The sequence below is a fragment of the Brevibacterium sp. BRM-1 genome, assembly GCF_026802075.1.
Lineage (GTDB): Bacteria > Actinomycetota > Actinomycetes > Actinomycetales > Brevibacteriaceae > Brevibacterium > Brevibacterium rongguiense.
This window is the reverse complement of sequence record NZ_CP113788.1, coordinates 2,630,595-2,645,858: the sequence shown is the minus strand read 5'-3', so window position 1 is coordinate 2,645,858 and position 15,264 is coordinate 2,630,595. Positions and strand designations below refer to the sequence as shown.

The window sequence follows — 15,264 nt, the reverse complement described above, 5'->3', positions numbered from 1 at the left end:
TGAAAGACCCGATTAGAACTTACCGCACAACGGAAACAGTAGCGAACGGTCGGCCGACTGCGCTAGGGTTGCCGCAACCGATTGTGCAGGGGGTCACAGCAGCGCCGCCGCGACGCCCGTGCGGCGGCCACGCAAGCCGTGCGGCCCGCGTCGTCTTCGCAGCTCGCGGCCGCCGACCCCGCACCCCCGATCCCCACCCGTCAGGAGCAGCGTGCACCTCATCAACGGAGACCTCGTCGAAGGCCACGGCCCGGCCTACACCCCGGTCAACCCGGCAACGGGCGCCCAGCGGGAGAGCTACCGCCTGGCAGACGCCTCCGATGTCGACGCCGCGGTCGCGGCGGCGAAGGCCGCCTACCCCGCATGGAAGCGCGCGCTGCCCGCCGAGCGCTCCACGGCCCTGGGCGAACTCGCCCGCCTCATGGGCGAGCACGCCGAGGAGCTGGCCCGCCTGGAATCGGAGCAGACCGGCAAGTCGATCCGGCTGGCCACGGAGTTCGACGTCCCGGGCTCCGCGGACAACGCCGCATTCTTCTCCGGCGCCGCCCGCCAGCTCGCCGGGCTCTCCGCCGGGACGTACTGGGAGAACTCGACGTCGATGATCCGCCGCGAGCCGCTGGGCGTGGTCGGCTCGATCTCCCCGTGGAACTACCCGCTGCAGATGGCCGCGTGGAAGATCTTCCCCGCCGTCGCGGCCGGCAACACGATCGTGCTCAAGACCTCGGAGATGACCCCGGGCACCACGCTGCTGCTGGGCCGCCTGGCGCTCGAGGCGGGCTTCCCCGCCGGCGTCATCAACGTCATCGCGGGCGACGGCAGGACCGCCGGCGAGGCGCTCATCGCCCACCCCGACGTCGTCATGTCCTCGTTCACCGGCTCCACCGCCGTGGGCCGGCGCGTCATGGAGGTCGCCTCGGCCAAGGGCTCCCGCGTGCACCTGGAGCTGGGCGGCAAGGCCCCGTTCGTCGTCTTCGCCGATGCGGACCTCGAGGCCGCCGCGCGCGGCGCCGTCGCGGGCTCCATCATCAACGGCGGGCAGGACTGCACGGCCGCCACCCGCGCGATCGTCCACTCCTCCCTCTACGAGGCGTTCACCGCCCGCGTCGCCGAGCTCATGGACGGGGTGCGTGTGGGAGACCCGTCCGACCCCGCCACGGACCTGGGCTCGCTCATCTCCGTGGCCCACCGCGACCGCGTGGCCGGGTTCGTCGACCGCGCCCGCGCCGCCGGGGCGACGATCGCCGCGGGCGGGACAATCCCGGATGGCACGCCGGGCACCCGGGAGGACACCGCCTACTACCGCCCCACGCTCATCACCGGCATCGGCACCGACGCCGAGGTGTGGCGCGAGGAGATCTTCGGGCCCGTCCTGGTCGCCATGGCGTTCGAGGACGACGACGAGGCGATCGCGCTGGCCAACGACACCCCCTACGGGCTGGCCGCCTCCGCGTGGACCGGGCAGACGAACCGCGCCCTGCGCGCGGCCGCGGAGATCGAGGCGGGCACCGTCTGGGTCAACGAGCACATCCCGATCGTCTCCGAGATGCCCCACGGCGGCTACAAGGCCTCCGGTTTCGGCAAGGACATGTCGCAGTACTCGTTCGACGAGTACACCCAGATCAAGCACGTCCTCATCGACCAGAGCCCGGGGCCCAAGAAGGAGTGGCAGGACATCGTGTTCACCGCCGCGCAGGCGCCCCGCGACCAGGACGGCGCCGATGAGCGCTGATCCCGCCGCCGCCGGAGCGGCCGCAGGCCCGGCCGCCGGGGCCGGGCGCCCTGCGGTCCAGGACCCCCTCGACCTCACGATCGCGAACGCCGCCGTCTTCGACGGCGAGCGCCTCCTCGACGCGGACACCGTGACGGTCTCCGGCGGCACGGTCACCGGGATCGGCCGCGGACTGGACCCGGTGGGCCGCGTCGTCGACGCCCACGGCGCGCTGCTCGCCCCGGGCTTCGTCGACGCCCACGCCCACCCCGTCTTCGCCGGAGTGGAGGCGCTCGCGTTCGACGTCTCGCAGACCACCTCGGCCGCCGAGGTGCTCGCCGCGGTCCGCGCCGCCCTGCCACAGGGCGAGGGCTGGCTGACCGGCGGCGGATGGTCGATGGCCCACTTCCCCGGCGGCGCGCCGCTGGCCTCCCAGCTCGACGAGGCGGGTGCGGCCGTGGGATCGGATCGGCCCATCCAGCTCATCAACCGCGACCACCACTCCGCCTGGGTGAACACGGCCGCGCTGCGGATCGCGGGCATCGACCGCACCACGCAGCCGCCCCCCGGCGGCGTCATCGAGCGCGATGAGCACGGCGAGCCCACCGGCACGCTCCACGAGTCGGCCATGGACCTCGTGGCGGCCCACATCCCGCCGGAGAGCCCGGAGGAGCTGCGCGCGGGCCTGCTCCACGGCCAGGCGGCCATGCACGGCCTGGGCATCACCGGCTACATCGACGCGATCGTGGGCGACTACTCCGGCCACGGCGACAGCCTGGCGGCCTACGTGGCGGCCGAGGCCGCCGGCGAGCTCACCATGGAGGTCAACGGCTCGCTGTGGTGGGGCCGGGACATCGCCGACGTCGAGGCCGAGGCGGCCCGCCTGGCCGCCCGCCGGGTGGACAGCCCGCGCCTGCGCACCACGCAGGTGAAGTTCATGCTCGACGGGATCGTCGAGTCGATGACGGCGGCCATGGCGCAGCCCTACCGGTGCGCGTGCGGGGGCACGGGGACGCAGTACTTCGCCCGCGAGCACCTGCGCGCGGCCTTCGCGGCGATCTCCGCCGCGGGCCTCGACATCCACTGCCACGCGATCGGCGACGCGGCCTCCACCGAGGCCCTCGACGCCTTCGAGGCGCTTGCCGCCGCCGGCGACCGGTCCGACGCCCGCCACCACATCGCCCACATCCAGGTCGTCGACCCCGCCGACATCCCCCGCTTCGCGCAACTGGGGATCACCGCGAACATGCAGGCCCTGTGGGCGTGCTACGAGGACCAGATGGTCGAGCTCAACATGCCCGTGCTGGGTGAGGAGCGCTCCGGCTGGCAGTACCCGTTCGGCGACCTCGCCCGCGCCGGCGCCCCGCTGGCCATGGGCTCCGACTGGCCGGTGAGCAGCCCGGATCCGTGGCAGGCGATCCACGTGGCGGTCAACCGCAGCCACCCCACAGCGGTCCGCCCCGAGCCCCTGCTGCCCCACCAGGCGCTGCGCCTGGAGACGGCGCTCGCCGCCTACACCTCGGGCTCGGCCCGGCTGGCCCGCACGCACACCGCGGGCCGCCTGCGGGTGGGCGCGCCGGCCGACTTCGCGCTGGCCGATGCCAACCCGTTCGCGCTGCCCGCGCAGGAGCTGCACACCGTGGGCACCCTGCTCACCGCCGCGGGCGGGCGCCTCGTCCACGCGGACCCGCAGGTCACGCTGTGAGCACCGCGCCCGCACCCTCGACCCCATCCCGCCGGAAGCAGACGTAAGGAAGCGCCATGACGACGACCTCCCAGCAGGCCGCGAGCCCCGCCACCACGGGCGGGCGGCTGACGATCCGCGAGATCCGCAAGGACTACGGCGAGCACACCGCCATCAAGCGCCTCGACCTCGAGGTGCGCGCCGGCGAGTTCCTCTCCCTGCTCGGCCCCTCGGGCTGCGGCAAGACGACGCTGCTGCGCATGATCGCCGGCTTCGAGGAGCCCACATCCGGTGCGATCGAGCTCGACGGCGAGGACATCGCGATGCTGCCGCCGTACAAGCGGCCGGTCAACACCGTCTTCCAGTCCTACGCCCTCTTCCCGCACATGAGCGTCGCGGAGAACGTCGCCTACGGCCTCAAGCGGGCGAAGGTGGCGAAGAAGGACATCGGCCCCCGGGTGTCCGAGGCGCTGCGGCTCGTGCGCATGGAGGGCTTCGCCGAGCGCAGGCCGGACATGCTCTCCGGCGGCCAGCGCCAGCGCGCCGCGCTCGCCCGCGCCCTCGTCAACCGCCCGCGCGTGCTCCTGCTCGACGAGCCCATGTCCGCCCTCGACCGCAAGCTGCGCGAGGAGATGCAGCTCGAGCTCATCCGCCTCCACACGGACATCGGGCTGACGTTCGTCTTCGTCACCCACGACCAGGAGGAGGCGCTGGCGATGAGCGACCGGATCGTCGTCATGAACGACGGCGTCGTCCAGCAGATCGGAGAGGCCGAGGAGATCTACCAGGCGCCCGCGAACGCCTTCGTCGCGGGCTTCATCGGCAAGCAGAACTTCGTCGCGGCGACCGTGGGCAACACGGACGGGGACACCACGGTCCTCCACGGCGAGACCGCGGACCTCGAGGTCCCGGTGGCCGCCGCCCGCGACTTCGCCCACGGCATCACCGTCCAGGCCGCCATCCGGCCCGAGGTGGTCGCCGTGGCCCCGGGTGCTCCCGCCGGAGGGACGCGCAACGCGGTGGCCGGCACCGTCGTGGGCGAGTCGTTCCTGGGCGATGTCGTCCAGTACCTCGTGCGGGTGGGCGACCGCGAGGTCCTCGCCCGCGTGCCCGCAGTCGCCGCGCCCGAGGTGCACGAGGGCGACGCGGTCGCGCTGAGCTGGGCGCCCGAGGCCGTGCAGGTGTTCGGCGATGAGTGAGGCGCCCGGCGCGGATGTGCGCATCCTCGGCACCCGGCAGGCCGCCGCGCGCCTGAGCCGGCGCTCGGTGCTCGCGGGCCTCGCCGCGGCGGGGGCGGGCCTCGTCGTCACCGGCTGCGGGCGCAGCGACAGGGTCGCGGCGAACATCGCCCCCGACGGCGAGCTCGAGGACAAGCTCAACATCTACACGTGGGGCGACTACGACGACCCGGCGCTGCTCAAGAAGTTCCGCAAGGACTTCGACGTCATCGTCCAGGTGGACTCGTTCGGCTCGAACGAGGAGCTGATCTCAAAGCTCTCTGCGACACGGGGGACGTCCGGTTACGACATCGTGGTGCCGACTGGGCTGGTGATTCCGCAGATGGCCCACCACAAGCTGCTGCAGCCCCTCGACAAGAAGCTGCTGCCCAATCTGTCGACGATGGACCCGAACTTCCTCAAACAGCCATTCGACCCTGAAAACACGTACTCGGTGTGCAAGAACTGGGGGACGACGGGCTTCGTCTACGACACGCAGGCCATCAATGATGACCTCGAGACCTGGAAGGACTTCGTCACGATGGCCACCGGCAAGGCCTCGGGGAAGGTCGCCGTGCTCGAAGACCCGTGGGAAGCCTCGGGAATCGGCCTCGGGGCGCACGGCTACAACCTGAATTCCACGAAGACCTCGGAGCTCGACGCTGCCGAGAAGATCGTCGTCGACGAGTTGGCTCCTCATGTGAAGGCCTACGTCGGATCTGCCAGCACGGCCATGGCACAGGGCGGCTTCACTCTCATGCAGGCCTACAACGGCGACGCTCGCCAGGGGATCATGGAATCCGACGATCCCGACCGCTGGAAGTTCGTCTTCGCGAAGCCGTCGGCCAACCTGTGGATGGACAACTGGGCCATCGCCACGGGTGCACCGCATCCGGATGCCGCGCACGCCTTCATCAACTGGATTATCGCTCCGGACCAGGCGCTCAAGGAGGTCGATTACATCGGCTACCCGACAGGCTCGAAGTCGCTGACGGACAAGAAGGTCGAGGACGAGTTCGACTATCCGGAGCTCATCTTCCCAGCGCAGGAAATTCTCGATCGCCTGACGGCCTCGGAGCTCAACTCCGGCCAGCAGCGGCGCGTCGACATCCTCACGGCAGCACAGGCAAGGAGCGGAGCATGAGGCGGTTTGCAGCGAAGATCCTGGGCCCGGGGGCGCTCGCGTTCCCCACGTGGGCCTATGCGGTCTTCTTCTTCGTCGTCCCGGTGGCCCTCGTGCTGTTCTACAGCTTCGGGTACAAGCCGGACGAATTCACCACGGTGGCCACGGACCGCCTGAGCCTCGAGCGCTACGCGGAGTCGATGACCGGCTCGTTCCTCGCCACGTTCGCGGCGACCCTGCGCATCTCCGTGCTCGGCACGATCCTCTGCCTGCTCATCAGCGTCCCGTTCGCCTACTGGCTGGCCGTCAAGGTCCCGGCGAACCGGCGCGGGGTGCTCCTGGCGATCGTCATGGTGCCCTTCTGGACGAACTTCCTCGTCCGGACCCTGGGCTGGCAGATCATCCTCTCCCCGGACGGCTTCCTGTCCGACGGGCTGCAGCAGCTGGGCCTCCTCTCCGGCCCGCTCAACATCCTCTACACGCGCGCCGCCGTGCAGATCGGCGTGGTCTACAACTACCTGCCGCTCATGATCCTGCCGCTGTTCGTGGCGATGGACTCCGCCGGCCAGGCGCTGCGCGAGGCGAGCTACGACCTGGGCGCCGGGCGGCTGTCCACGTTCTTCCGCATCACGATGCCCCTGGCAATGCCCGGGGTGGCCAGTGGCTGCCTCCTCGTTTTCATCCCCCTGACCGGCGACTACGTCACGGCGACCGTGCTGGGCGGTGCGAACGGCTCGATGATCGGCCAGATCATCGCCAACCAGTTCAACACCGCGCAGAACTGGGCGCTGGGCGCCGCGATGGCGGTGGTCCTCATCCTCGTCACGCTCGCGGTCGTCGCGGTCGCCGCCGCCGTCCTGTGGCTCGGCCGGCTCATCACCGCCCGACTCACCCGCGTCCAGCTCGAGGGGATCTGACATGGCCTACGGCAAGAAGCGCGCGAACACGACGAACGCGCTGTTCACGCTCTGGGGCGTCCTCGTCTTCGCGTTCCTCTTCACCCCGATCGCGGTCATCGTCGTCTACTCGTTCAACTCCGGGCGCGTGCTGGCGGCGTGGAAGGGCTTCGGCTTCAACGCCTACGTCAACGCGATCAACAACGACATCATCGTCTCCTCCGTCATCACGAGCCTCCAGGCGGCCGTGGGCTCCGCGCTCCTGGCCACCGTGCTCGGCACCCTGGGCGGCATCGCCCTGGCCAGGGCCCGCCGAGGCGCCTGGTGGGCCGCCGGCCTCACCGGCATCCTCGCGCTCACGCTTGTGACCCCGGAGATCGTCGACGGCATCGCGTTCCTGCCCTGGTTCGTCACCCTGGGCGTCGACGCGGGGATCGGCCCGTTCAACAACGGCCTGGTCCGGCTCATCGTGTCCCACGCGATGTTCTCCGTCGCCGTCGTCACGTTCATCATCCGCGCCCGGATGGCCGGCATCGACCGCTCGCTCGAGGAGGCGGCCGCGGACCTGGGCGCCAGCCCGTGGCACGCGTTCAAGGACATCACCCTGCCGCTCGCGGCGCCGGGCGTGCTGGCCGGCGGCCTCATGTCGTTCACGCTGAGCCTGGACAACACGATCCTCTCGAGCTTCGTCCAGCAGCCGGGCTACACCCCCTGGCCGGTCTACATCTTCTCCTCCGTGCGCGTGGCCCTGCGGCCCGAGGTCGCGGCGATGTCGACCGTCATGCTCGTCCTCACGCTCGTGGCGCTCGGCGTCGTGGGCCTGGTCCTGCGCAAGTCCGGCGAGTCCTCGACGGCCATCATCAAGACGATGGCCGGCAGCTGAGCACCCCCACAGCCCCTCACAGCCCCAACCGCCCCAGCAGAAAGCGATGCCCATGAACGTCTCCGCGGCCCTGGCCGGAGCCTCCACCGTCCCCTTCTGGCTCGATTCCGATGCTCGCCCCGCCGCGCTGCCCGCGCTGTCCGGCGAGCACAGCACGGAGCTCGCGATCGTGGGCGGCGGGTTCACGGGCCTGTGGACCGCGCTGCTGGCCAAGGAGGCGGACCCGGACCGGCGGGTCGTGCTCCTCGAGGGCGGGCGCGTGGGCTGGGCCGCCTCCGGGCGCAACGGCGGCTTCTGCTCCGCGAGCCTCACCCACGGGTGGGACAACGGCGAGTCCCACCTGCCCGCGGAGAACGCACGCCTGACGGAGCTGGGGTTCGAGAACCTCGACGCCATCGAGGCGGCCGTGGCCCGGTACGGGCTCGACTGCGAGTTCGAGCGCACGGGCGAGATCAACATCGCCACCGAGCCCTACCAGGTCGAGGCGCTGCGCGCGGCCCACGACCCGGAGGCCGGCGAGGTGTGGCTCGACGCAGAGGAGCTGCGCGCGCAGATCGACTCGCCGCAGTACCTGGGCGGGCTGTGGGACCAGCGCGGCAACGCGCTCATCCACCCCGCCAAGCTGTGCTGGGAGCTGCTGCGCGTCATCCGCGAGCTGGGCGTGGAGGTGCACGAGGACTCGATCGTGCGCCGCATGGACCGCCGCTCCCGGGCCGCCGGCGGCGGCGTCGACCTGCACACCGACGCGGGCACGCTGCGCGCCGAGCGCGTGGCGCTCGCGACCAACGTCTTCCCCTCGCTGCTCAAGCGCACGCGGCTGCACACCGTGCCGGTCTACGACTACGCGATCATGACCGAGCCGCTCACCGCCGAGCAGCTGGCCGCCATCGGCTGGTCCGGCCGCCAGGGGCTGGCGGACACCGCCAACCGGTTCCACTACTTCCGGCTGACCGCGGACAACCGAATCCTGTTCGGCGGCTGGGATGCCGTCTACCACTACGGCAAGCAGGTCTCCTGGCGCTACGACCAGCGCGCGGAGACGTTCGAGACGCTCGCCCGACAGCTCTACGAGATGTTCCCGCAGCTCGAGGGCGTGCGGTTCAGCCACAAGTGGGGCGGGGCGATCGACACGTGCTCGCGCTTCTTCCCGTTCTTCGCCACGGCCCACGGCGGCCGGATCGCCTATGCGGCGGGCTTCACCGGCCTGGGCGTGGGGGCCTCGCGGTTCGCCGGGCGCGTCATGCTCAACCTGCTCTCCGGCGGGCGGACCGAGCTCACGGAGCTCGAGATGGTCAGGAAGATGCCGCTGCCCTTCCCGCCCGAGCCGCTCGCCTGGGCCGGCGTCAAGCTCACCACCGCGGCCATGGTCAAGGCCGATGAGAACGAGGGCCGCCGCGGCCCCCTGCTCAAGGCCCTCGACGCGATCGGCATGGGCTTCGACAGCTGAGGGCACGTGAGACTCTTGAGCCCATGAGACTCTGGTCGCTCGATCCCAGCCTGCTCGACCGCCGCGGGCTCGTCGCCTGCTGGCGCGAGGCGCTGCTCGCCCAGAAGGTGCTGCGCGGGCTCACGCGCGGCTACCGCAGCCACCCGCAGCTCGAGCGCTTCCGGGCACAGGCGGATCCCGTCGCGGCCGTCGGCGCCTTCCTCACGGGCCTTCGCGCGGAGGCCGATGCCCGCGGCTACGCGTTCGACGCCGCGCGCATCGCGGTGCCGGCCGCGGTGCCCCCGCCGGCAGGCGCGGCCCCGGTGGCGCCGGGCCCGGCCCTGGGGCCGTGGGCGGGCGCCATGGCCGTGACCCGCGGCCAGCTCGACTACGAGCGGGACCGGCTGGCCGCGAAGGTCTCCGAGCGCGACCCGGAGTGGTTCTCCGGCCACCTCGCGCACCTCGGCGCAGCAGCGCCCCACCCGCTGTTCACCGCGGTGCCCGGCCCGGTCGAGGGGTGGGAGCGGCAGTAGGCGGCCGTGCCCCTGACCGCTCGAGCGCAGCACGGCCCGCGGGGCCGTTGATAGACTTCATCCGCAGCCCGCCCCCTCTCAGCTAGGAGCACCATGGGACACGTCGTCGTCGAGGTCATGCCGAAGCCGGAGATCCTCGATCCGCAGGGCAAGGCGATCGGGTCCGGGCTGCACCGCCTGGGCATCGAGGGGTTCGAGGTGCGCCAGGGCAAGCGCTTCGAGCTCACGTTCGACGGGGAGGCCACCCCCGAGGTGCTCGCCCAGATCGAGCAGGCGGCGACCGCGCTGCTGTCCAACCCCGTCATCGAGGACGTCGTGGCCATCCGCCCCGAGTCGATCGACGACGCCCCCGACCACCCTGCCACCCCCGTGGGCGCCTCCTCGGACGCCGTCGCGGAGGCCCAGGCCCACGGCGGCGCCGCCCAGGCCGACGGCGCGCAGGCGGGTGCGCAGTGAGCGACCGCAGCGCCTACACGGCCGGCGGCCCGCTCATCGGCCGGGCCCGCGGCGACGCCCCGGCGCCCGGCGCGGCGGACGCGCGGATCGGCGTCGTCACCTTCCCCGGCACCCTGGACGACCGCGATGCCGCCAGGGCCGTCGCCCTCTCCGGCGCCCAGCCCGTGCCCCTGTGGCACGGGGATGCGGACCTGCAGGGCGTCGACGCCGTCATCCTGCCCGGTGGCTTCTCCTACGGCGACTACCTGCGCGCCGGCGCCATCGCCCGCTTCGCGGCGATCATGGACTCCGTCATCGACGCCGCGCGCGGCGGCCTGCCGGTCCTGGGGATCTGCAACGGCTTCCAGGTCCTCTGCGAGGCCCACCTGCTGCCCGGCGCGCTCGTGCGCAACGAGGACCAGCACTTCATCTGCCGCGACCAGCGCCTGCGCGTGGAGAACGCGCAGACGGCCTGGACGAGCGCCTTCGCCCCGGGCGAGGAGATCCTCATCCCGCTGAAGAACGGCGAGGGCGGCTACCGGGCCGAGGCCCACGTCCTCGACGAGCTCGAGGCCGCAGGCCGCGTCGTCGTCCGCTACGCGGGGGCGAATCCGAACGGCTCGCAGCGCGACATCGCCGGCATCGCCAACGAGCGCGGCAACGTCGTGGGCCTCATGCCCCACCCCGAGCACGCCGTGGAAGCCGGGTTCGGCCCGGACACGGACGCCGGGACCCGCACGGGGCTCGACGGCCAGGGCTTCTTCACCTCGGTGCTGGACGCCCTCGTCCGCGCCTGAGGGATCCCAGCGGACGGGCCGCACGGCGCCGCCGGGGACTACGCTCGGGGACTACGCTGAGGGCATGGAGAACACGCACCCGCAGCTCCCGTACCTGCTGGTCCGCCGGCCCGCAGCGAGCCTGGCCGATGGCATCGTGACGTTCCGCGAGCGCGAGCCCGTGGACCTCGCGGCCGCGCGCCGCCAGTGGGAGGCCTACGTCGAGGCCTTCCGCTCCCGCGGCTGGGGCATCGTCGAGGTCCCGGTCGCCGATGACCTGCCCGACTCCGTCTTCGTCGAGGACACGGTCGTCATGTTCGGCGAGCGCGCCGTCCTGACCAACCCCAAGCAGCCCACCCGCAACCCGGAGACCGGGTCGGTCGCGCAGGTCCTCGAGGAGCTCGGGATCCCGTACGACCGGATCGCCGCGCCGGGCACCCTGGACGGCGGTGACGTGCTCAAGGTGGGCTCCACGGTCTACGTGGGCCTGTCGGGAACGACGAACGCGGAGGGCATCGCCCAGCTCGCCGGCTTCGTCGAGCCGCACGGCTACCGGGTGGTCACGGTGCCGCTGACGAAGGCGCTCCACCTCAAGAGCGCGGTCACCGCCCTGCCGGACGGCACGGTCATCGGCTACGCCCCCGTCGTCGACGACCCGGATGCCTTCGAGTCGTTCCTGCCCGTGCCCGAGGAGTCCGGCGCCCACGTCGTGCTCAGCGGCGACACCCTCATCATGGCCGCAGACGCCCCGGAGTCGGCCGCCCTGCTGCGCGAGCGCGGCTGGGACGTCGTCGAGGTCGACGTGGGCGAGTACGAGAAGCTCGAGGGCTGCGTCACGTGCCTGTCGGTGCGCGTCCGGTGAGCCGCGGCTAGGCTGAGGCCATGACGAACACCCCTGGCGACGACTCCCTGCAGGAACTGGTCAACCGCGCCGTCTTCATGTCCACGGACGCGCAGATGCGCTTCGAGCAGCGCATCGCCGAGCGCGCCGACGACTGGGATGCGGACTTCTCCGAGCAGCCCGCGCTGCGCTTCGGCTCCGAGGACCCGGTCGTGCTGCGCCCCCACCTCATCGGCTCGGCCGATTCCGCCTACGGCACGTGGCGGTGGGGCTGGTCCGAGGAGAACGACTGGCCGCTGCCGGTGGTGGAGCTCGCCCACGAGGTGCGGGCGCGCGGCGCCCAGGAGGGCGTCGCCGAGTTCGGCACGGAGGAGTTCGACGCCAAGGACGAGGACGCGCTGCGCCTGACGCTCGCGGCGAAGGCCGTGACGGGCCGCTGGACCCACTTCCCGCTGCCGGTGGGCACCACCACCGTGTGGCTGCTCGTCGACGGCGACGGCATGGAGGCCGGCGAGCCGGAGATCCGCGCCATCGTCAAGGCGATCGCGGCGGGCCTCACGCTCACGGACGTCTCCGACCACGAGGCCGCGCTGCGCTCCTACGCCCGGCTGCGCGGCTTCCCGCTCGCGGACCTGCCCGGCGGCGGGCTGCGCATCCTCGCCTCCGACGGCAGCGCCGACGTCACGTTCGACGACAAGCACCGCCTGACGAACTGCCAGGTCCACCAGCCCCTCGAGGGCGAGGCCGCGGTCCAGTTCGCGCGGGCCTCCGGCGCCACGGTGCCCGCCCCCGCCCACCCGAGCGAGACCAGCGCTCACGAGCCCCAGGAGTCCACTGTGGACCATCCCGCGAGCACGAACCCGCCCCGTCCCGACGATGTGAGCTCCGAGGACAGGCGCTCCGAGCCCGAGGTGGTCGTCGAGCCCGCCGTCACACCCACCGTCGAGCCGGCGACGCAGGTCGATGAGCGCGATGAGCGCACCGTCGAGCGCGCCGCGGACGTCGTCTCCGACTCCACGACCGCCGATGCCGGCGCCCGTGCCGAGTCCGCCGAGCCCGCCGCCGCGGCCCAGGACGCGGACACCGGGCTCACCGAGATCCCCACCTCGGACGGCTCCGTCGAGGTCACCCGGACGGAGGCCGGCGAGGCCGCCGCCCCCGCGGACGCCGACGACGAGCCGCTCGTGTTCTCCGATGACGGCATCGTCGACGACGACGCCCCGGCACCCGAGGCCGCGCCGGCAACTGCGGCGACGCCCGAGCCCGCAGCCGCCCCGGTTCCCGAGCCCTCTCCCGAGCCGCGCGCCCAGCCCACCGAGCCGGCGACCCACGAGGATGACCGTGACGCGGCGGCCGTGGACCGCGACGCGGACGTCGTGGCCGACTCGACCACGGCGGATGCCGGCGCGCGCGCCGAGGGCGATGCCCCCTCGGCGGCCAAGCAGGACACCGCCGCCGATGAGAAGAAGGGCTTCTTCCGCCGCCTGTTCGGCCGCTGAGCCGGCCCACCCTCCGGCTCAGCGCCGGTGGCGGGCCTGCACGACGGCGAGCACGCGCTGCGCCTCGGCGGCCGCGGCGGGGTCGGTGACGAAGACCGCCTCCTCCTCGCGGCCGGGGGCGTAGTGGACGGGGCGCAGCGTGCCCTCCTGGAAATCACGGCGCTCGAGCACGGACAGGTACCGCTCCACCCGGCTGGTGAACTGCCGCCCGTCCTCCGTCTCCACCCGCCCGTCGAAGCGGTAGAGGTGCGGCGCGCCGCCGCCGGGCGGGCCGCTGCCGTAGGTCCACAGGGTGCGGTGGATGCCCTCGATGAGGCCCACCCCGATCGGGGCTCCCGCCAGCGCCGCCTCGCGGTCCCGGATGGCGCGGTGGTAGCCGATCGCCCTCGTGACCGTGACGACGACGAGCGCCATTGCCGCGAGGAAGAGGATCCCCGCGCCGACGAAGAGTGCGATGATTCCCGGGCTCATGAGGGGCTCCGTTCGGCGGTGAGCGGTTCTGCGGTGGGCGGTCGGGGTGCGAGCGGGGCGGCGGCACGAGGTGCGGCGGTGCACTGCCCGCACTCCCGCAGGCGGCCGGCAGCGGTGCACGCGGGGCAGCGCAGGAACATCCGGCGGCAGGCGGGATCGAAGCAGTTGGCGTAGTCCGCGGTGGGCTCCCCGCACGCACCGCACCGCCCCAGGGAGTGGGCGCCGGGGGCGAATTCCACGTGCATCCGGCGGTCGAAGACGTAGAGCGAGCCGTCCCACAGGCCGTCTGAGCCGAACGCCTCGCCGTAGCGCACGATCCCGCCGTCGAGCTGGTAGACCTCGGCGAAGCCGCGCCGGCGCATGAGCGCGCTGAGCACCTCGCAGCGCACCCCGCCGGTGCAGTACGTGATGACCGGGCGGTCCTTGAGGTGGTCGAAGGCCCCGGCGTCGAGCTCGGCGAGCAGGTCGCGCGTCGTCTCCGCCCGCGGGACCACCGCCCCGCGGAAGCGGCCGATCCGTGCCTCCATCGTGTTGCGCCCGTCGAACATCACGGCGTCCGGCCGCTCGGCCAGCAGCCCCGCGAGGTCCTCGGGCGCCACGCGCCGGCCGCCGCCGACCACCCCGTGCTCGTCCACGCGCACCTCGTCCGGGGCGCCGAACGTCACGAGCTCGGGCCGGACCCGCACGCTCAGGCGCGGGAAGTCGTCCCCCGCGCCGTCGGAGAGCTTGTAGTCCGCGTCCGCGAAGGCCGGGTACTGCCGGGTCTGCTTGACGTAGGCCTTGACCGCGGCGACGTCGCCGCCCACCGTCGCGTTGATGCCGTGGGCGGCGACGATGATGCGCCCGCCGAGCCCCAGCGAGGAGGCGAGCGCGCGCTGCCACAGGCGCACCGCCTCGGGGTCCGGCAGCGGCGCGAACGCGTAGAAGAGGACGATCTTCGGCACCGACATGCGCCCCAGTCTAGAGGCGGGCCTTCCGTAGGATGGGGGCCCATGAGCGTCTACTTCGAGCGCGTGGGCCGCGCGGCCTACCGCCCCACCGAGCACGTCTCCGGGGCGTGGGACCCGCGCGAGCAGCACATCTCCCCCGCCGTCGGCCTCCTCGTCCACCTCGTGGAGAGCGATCGCGACTCGCGGCGCTCCGACGGCCTGCAGATCGGCCGGATCTCCTGCGACATCCTCGGCACGGTGCCCATGGACACGATGAGCTACCAGCTCTCGGTGCTGCGCCCCGGGCGCACGATCGAGCTCGTCGAGGCCAAGCTGCTCTACGGCGGCAGGACGATCGTCATCGCCCGGATGTGGCTCATGCAGGCCGGGGACACCGCGGCGCTGGCCGCGAGCCCGCTGCCGGAGGTTCCGGGGCCGGACGAGCTGCCGGAGTGGTCGGGCAGCGAGGTCTGGCCCGGGGGCTTCATCGCCTCGACGCGGTCCCGGCGCGCGCAGCGCGAGCCCGGGCGGGCGATGACGTGGCTGCGCACGGACGTGGGCCTCGTCGACGACGCCGAGGCCACCCGGCTCGCCCAGGCCGCGGCGCTCTTCGACGGCGCCAACGGGCTCACGGTGCGCGCGGATCCGGCGCGGGTGATGTTCCCCAACGTCGACCTCACCGCCCACCTGTTCCGCACCCCGGGCGAGGGGTGGCTCGGCTATGACACCTCGGTGTCCTTCGGCCCCACGGGCCTGGGGCTCACGCACACCGTCCTGCACGACGAGCAGGGCCCGGTGGGGGCGCTCGAGCAGTGCCTGACGGTGCGGCCGCTGGCCGGGTGA

Annotated in this window: 14 protein-coding genes and 1 pseudogene; 13 read left to right on the top strand and 2 right to left on the bottom strand. The window is 72.6% G+C overall.

The window, feature by feature from the left end:
- Window positions 1-211 precede the first annotated feature (211 nt).
- From BRM1_RS11640 to BRM1_RS11585, 12 genes and pseudogenes are all read left to right on the top strand, one after another.
- The gene (locus BRM1_RS11640; protein WP_268526125.1) at window positions 212-1,729 is read left to right on the top strand and encodes an aminobutyraldehyde dehydrogenase; all 1,518 of its coding nucleotides are present in this window, start codon (window positions 212-214) and stop codon (window positions 1,727-1,729) included.
- Window positions 1,719-3,413, top strand: coding sequence for an amidohydrolase (locus BRM1_RS11635; protein WP_268526123.1), 1,695 nt, complete (start codon window positions 1,719-1,721; stop codon window positions 3,411-3,413). The genes BRM1_RS11640 and BRM1_RS11635 overlap by 11 nt, the downstream gene beginning before the upstream one ends.
- A 56-nt stretch (window positions 3,414-3,469) precedes the next feature.
- On the top strand, window positions 3,470-4,591 hold the full coding sequence (locus BRM1_RS11630; protein WP_160952255.1) for an ABC transporter ATP-binding protein: 1,122 nt from the start codon (window positions 3,470-3,472) through the stop codon (window positions 4,589-4,591).
- The gene (locus BRM1_RS11625; protein ID WP_268526120.1) at window positions 4,584-5,753 is read left to right on the top strand and encodes a polyamine ABC transporter substrate-binding protein; all 1,170 of its coding nucleotides are present in this window, start codon (window positions 4,584-4,586) and stop codon (window positions 5,751-5,753) included. The genes BRM1_RS11630 and BRM1_RS11625 overlap by 8 nt, the downstream gene beginning before the upstream one ends.
- The gene (locus tag BRM1_RS11620; protein WP_160952254.1) at window positions 5,750-6,649 is read left to right on the top strand and encodes an ABC transporter permease; all 900 of its coding nucleotides are present in this window, start codon (window positions 5,750-5,752) and stop codon (window positions 6,647-6,649) included. The genes BRM1_RS11625 and BRM1_RS11620 overlap by 4 nt, the downstream gene beginning before the upstream one ends.
- Window position 6,650: 1 nt before the next feature.
- Window positions 6,651-7,511, top strand: a complete 861-nt coding sequence (locus tag BRM1_RS11615) for an ABC transporter permease (RefSeq protein ID WP_160952253.1) — start codon at window positions 6,651-6,653, stop codon at window positions 7,509-7,511.
- 52 nt (window positions 7,512-7,563) lie between these two features.
- A complete protein-coding gene (locus tag BRM1_RS11610; protein ID WP_268529840.1) occupies window positions 7,564-8,958 on the top strand; it encodes an NAD(P)/FAD-dependent oxidoreductase in 1,395 nt (464 codons plus the stop codon).
- A 23-nt stretch (window positions 8,959-8,981) separates the two neighbouring features.
- Window positions 8,982-9,470, top strand: coding sequence for a pyrimidine dimer DNA glycosylase/endonuclease V (locus tag BRM1_RS11605; RefSeq protein ID WP_160952252.1), 489 nt, complete (start codon window positions 8,982-8,984; stop codon window positions 9,468-9,470).
- 93 nt (window positions 9,471-9,563) lie between these two features.
- Window positions 9,564-9,797: pseudogene (purS, locus tag BRM1_RS11600) on the top strand (phosphoribosylformylglycinamidine synthase subunit PurS); the annotation flags it as partial.
- A 164-nt stretch (window positions 9,798-9,961) separates the two neighbouring features.
- Window positions 9,962-10,702, top strand: coding sequence for a phosphoribosylformylglycinamidine synthase subunit PurQ (purQ, locus tag BRM1_RS11595; RefSeq protein WP_160952281.1), 741 nt, complete (start codon window positions 9,962-9,964; stop codon window positions 10,700-10,702).
- Between the two features lie 64 nt (window positions 10,703-10,766).
- Window positions 10,767-11,543 (top strand): dimethylargininase, encoded by a 777-nt coding sequence (gene ddaH, locus BRM1_RS11590; RefSeq protein WP_268526116.1) that lies wholly within the window; start codon window positions 10,767-10,769, stop codon window positions 11,541-11,543.
- Between the two features lie 20 nt (window positions 11,544-11,563).
- On the top strand, window positions 11,564-13,021 hold the full coding sequence (locus BRM1_RS11585) for a DUF6882 domain-containing protein (protein WP_268526114.1): 1,458 nt from the start codon (window positions 11,564-11,566) through the stop codon (window positions 13,019-13,021).
- Between the two features lie 18 nt (window positions 13,022-13,039).
- Here the strand turns inward: BRM1_RS11585 and BRM1_RS11580 are convergent, their stop codons facing one another.
- Window positions 13,040-13,492, bottom strand: coding sequence for a hypothetical protein (locus BRM1_RS11580; protein WP_268526112.1), 453 nt, complete (start codon window positions 13,490-13,492; stop codon window positions 13,040-13,042).
- Window positions 13,489-14,442: an oxygen-dependent tRNA uridine(34) hydroxylase TrhO gene (gene trhO, locus BRM1_RS11575; protein WP_268526110.1), complete on the bottom strand. Its 954-nt coding sequence runs from the start codon at window positions 14,440-14,442 to the stop codon at window positions 13,489-13,491. Before trhO ends, BRM1_RS11580 begins: the two co-directional genes overlap by 4 nt.
- Before the next feature lie 42 nt (window positions 14,443-14,484).
- On the opposite strand from trhO, the gene BRM1_RS11570 reads away from it, so the two are divergent.
- A complete protein-coding gene (locus BRM1_RS11570; RefSeq protein ID WP_160952246.1) occupies window positions 14,485-15,264 on the top strand; it encodes a thioesterase family protein in 780 nt (259 codons plus the stop codon).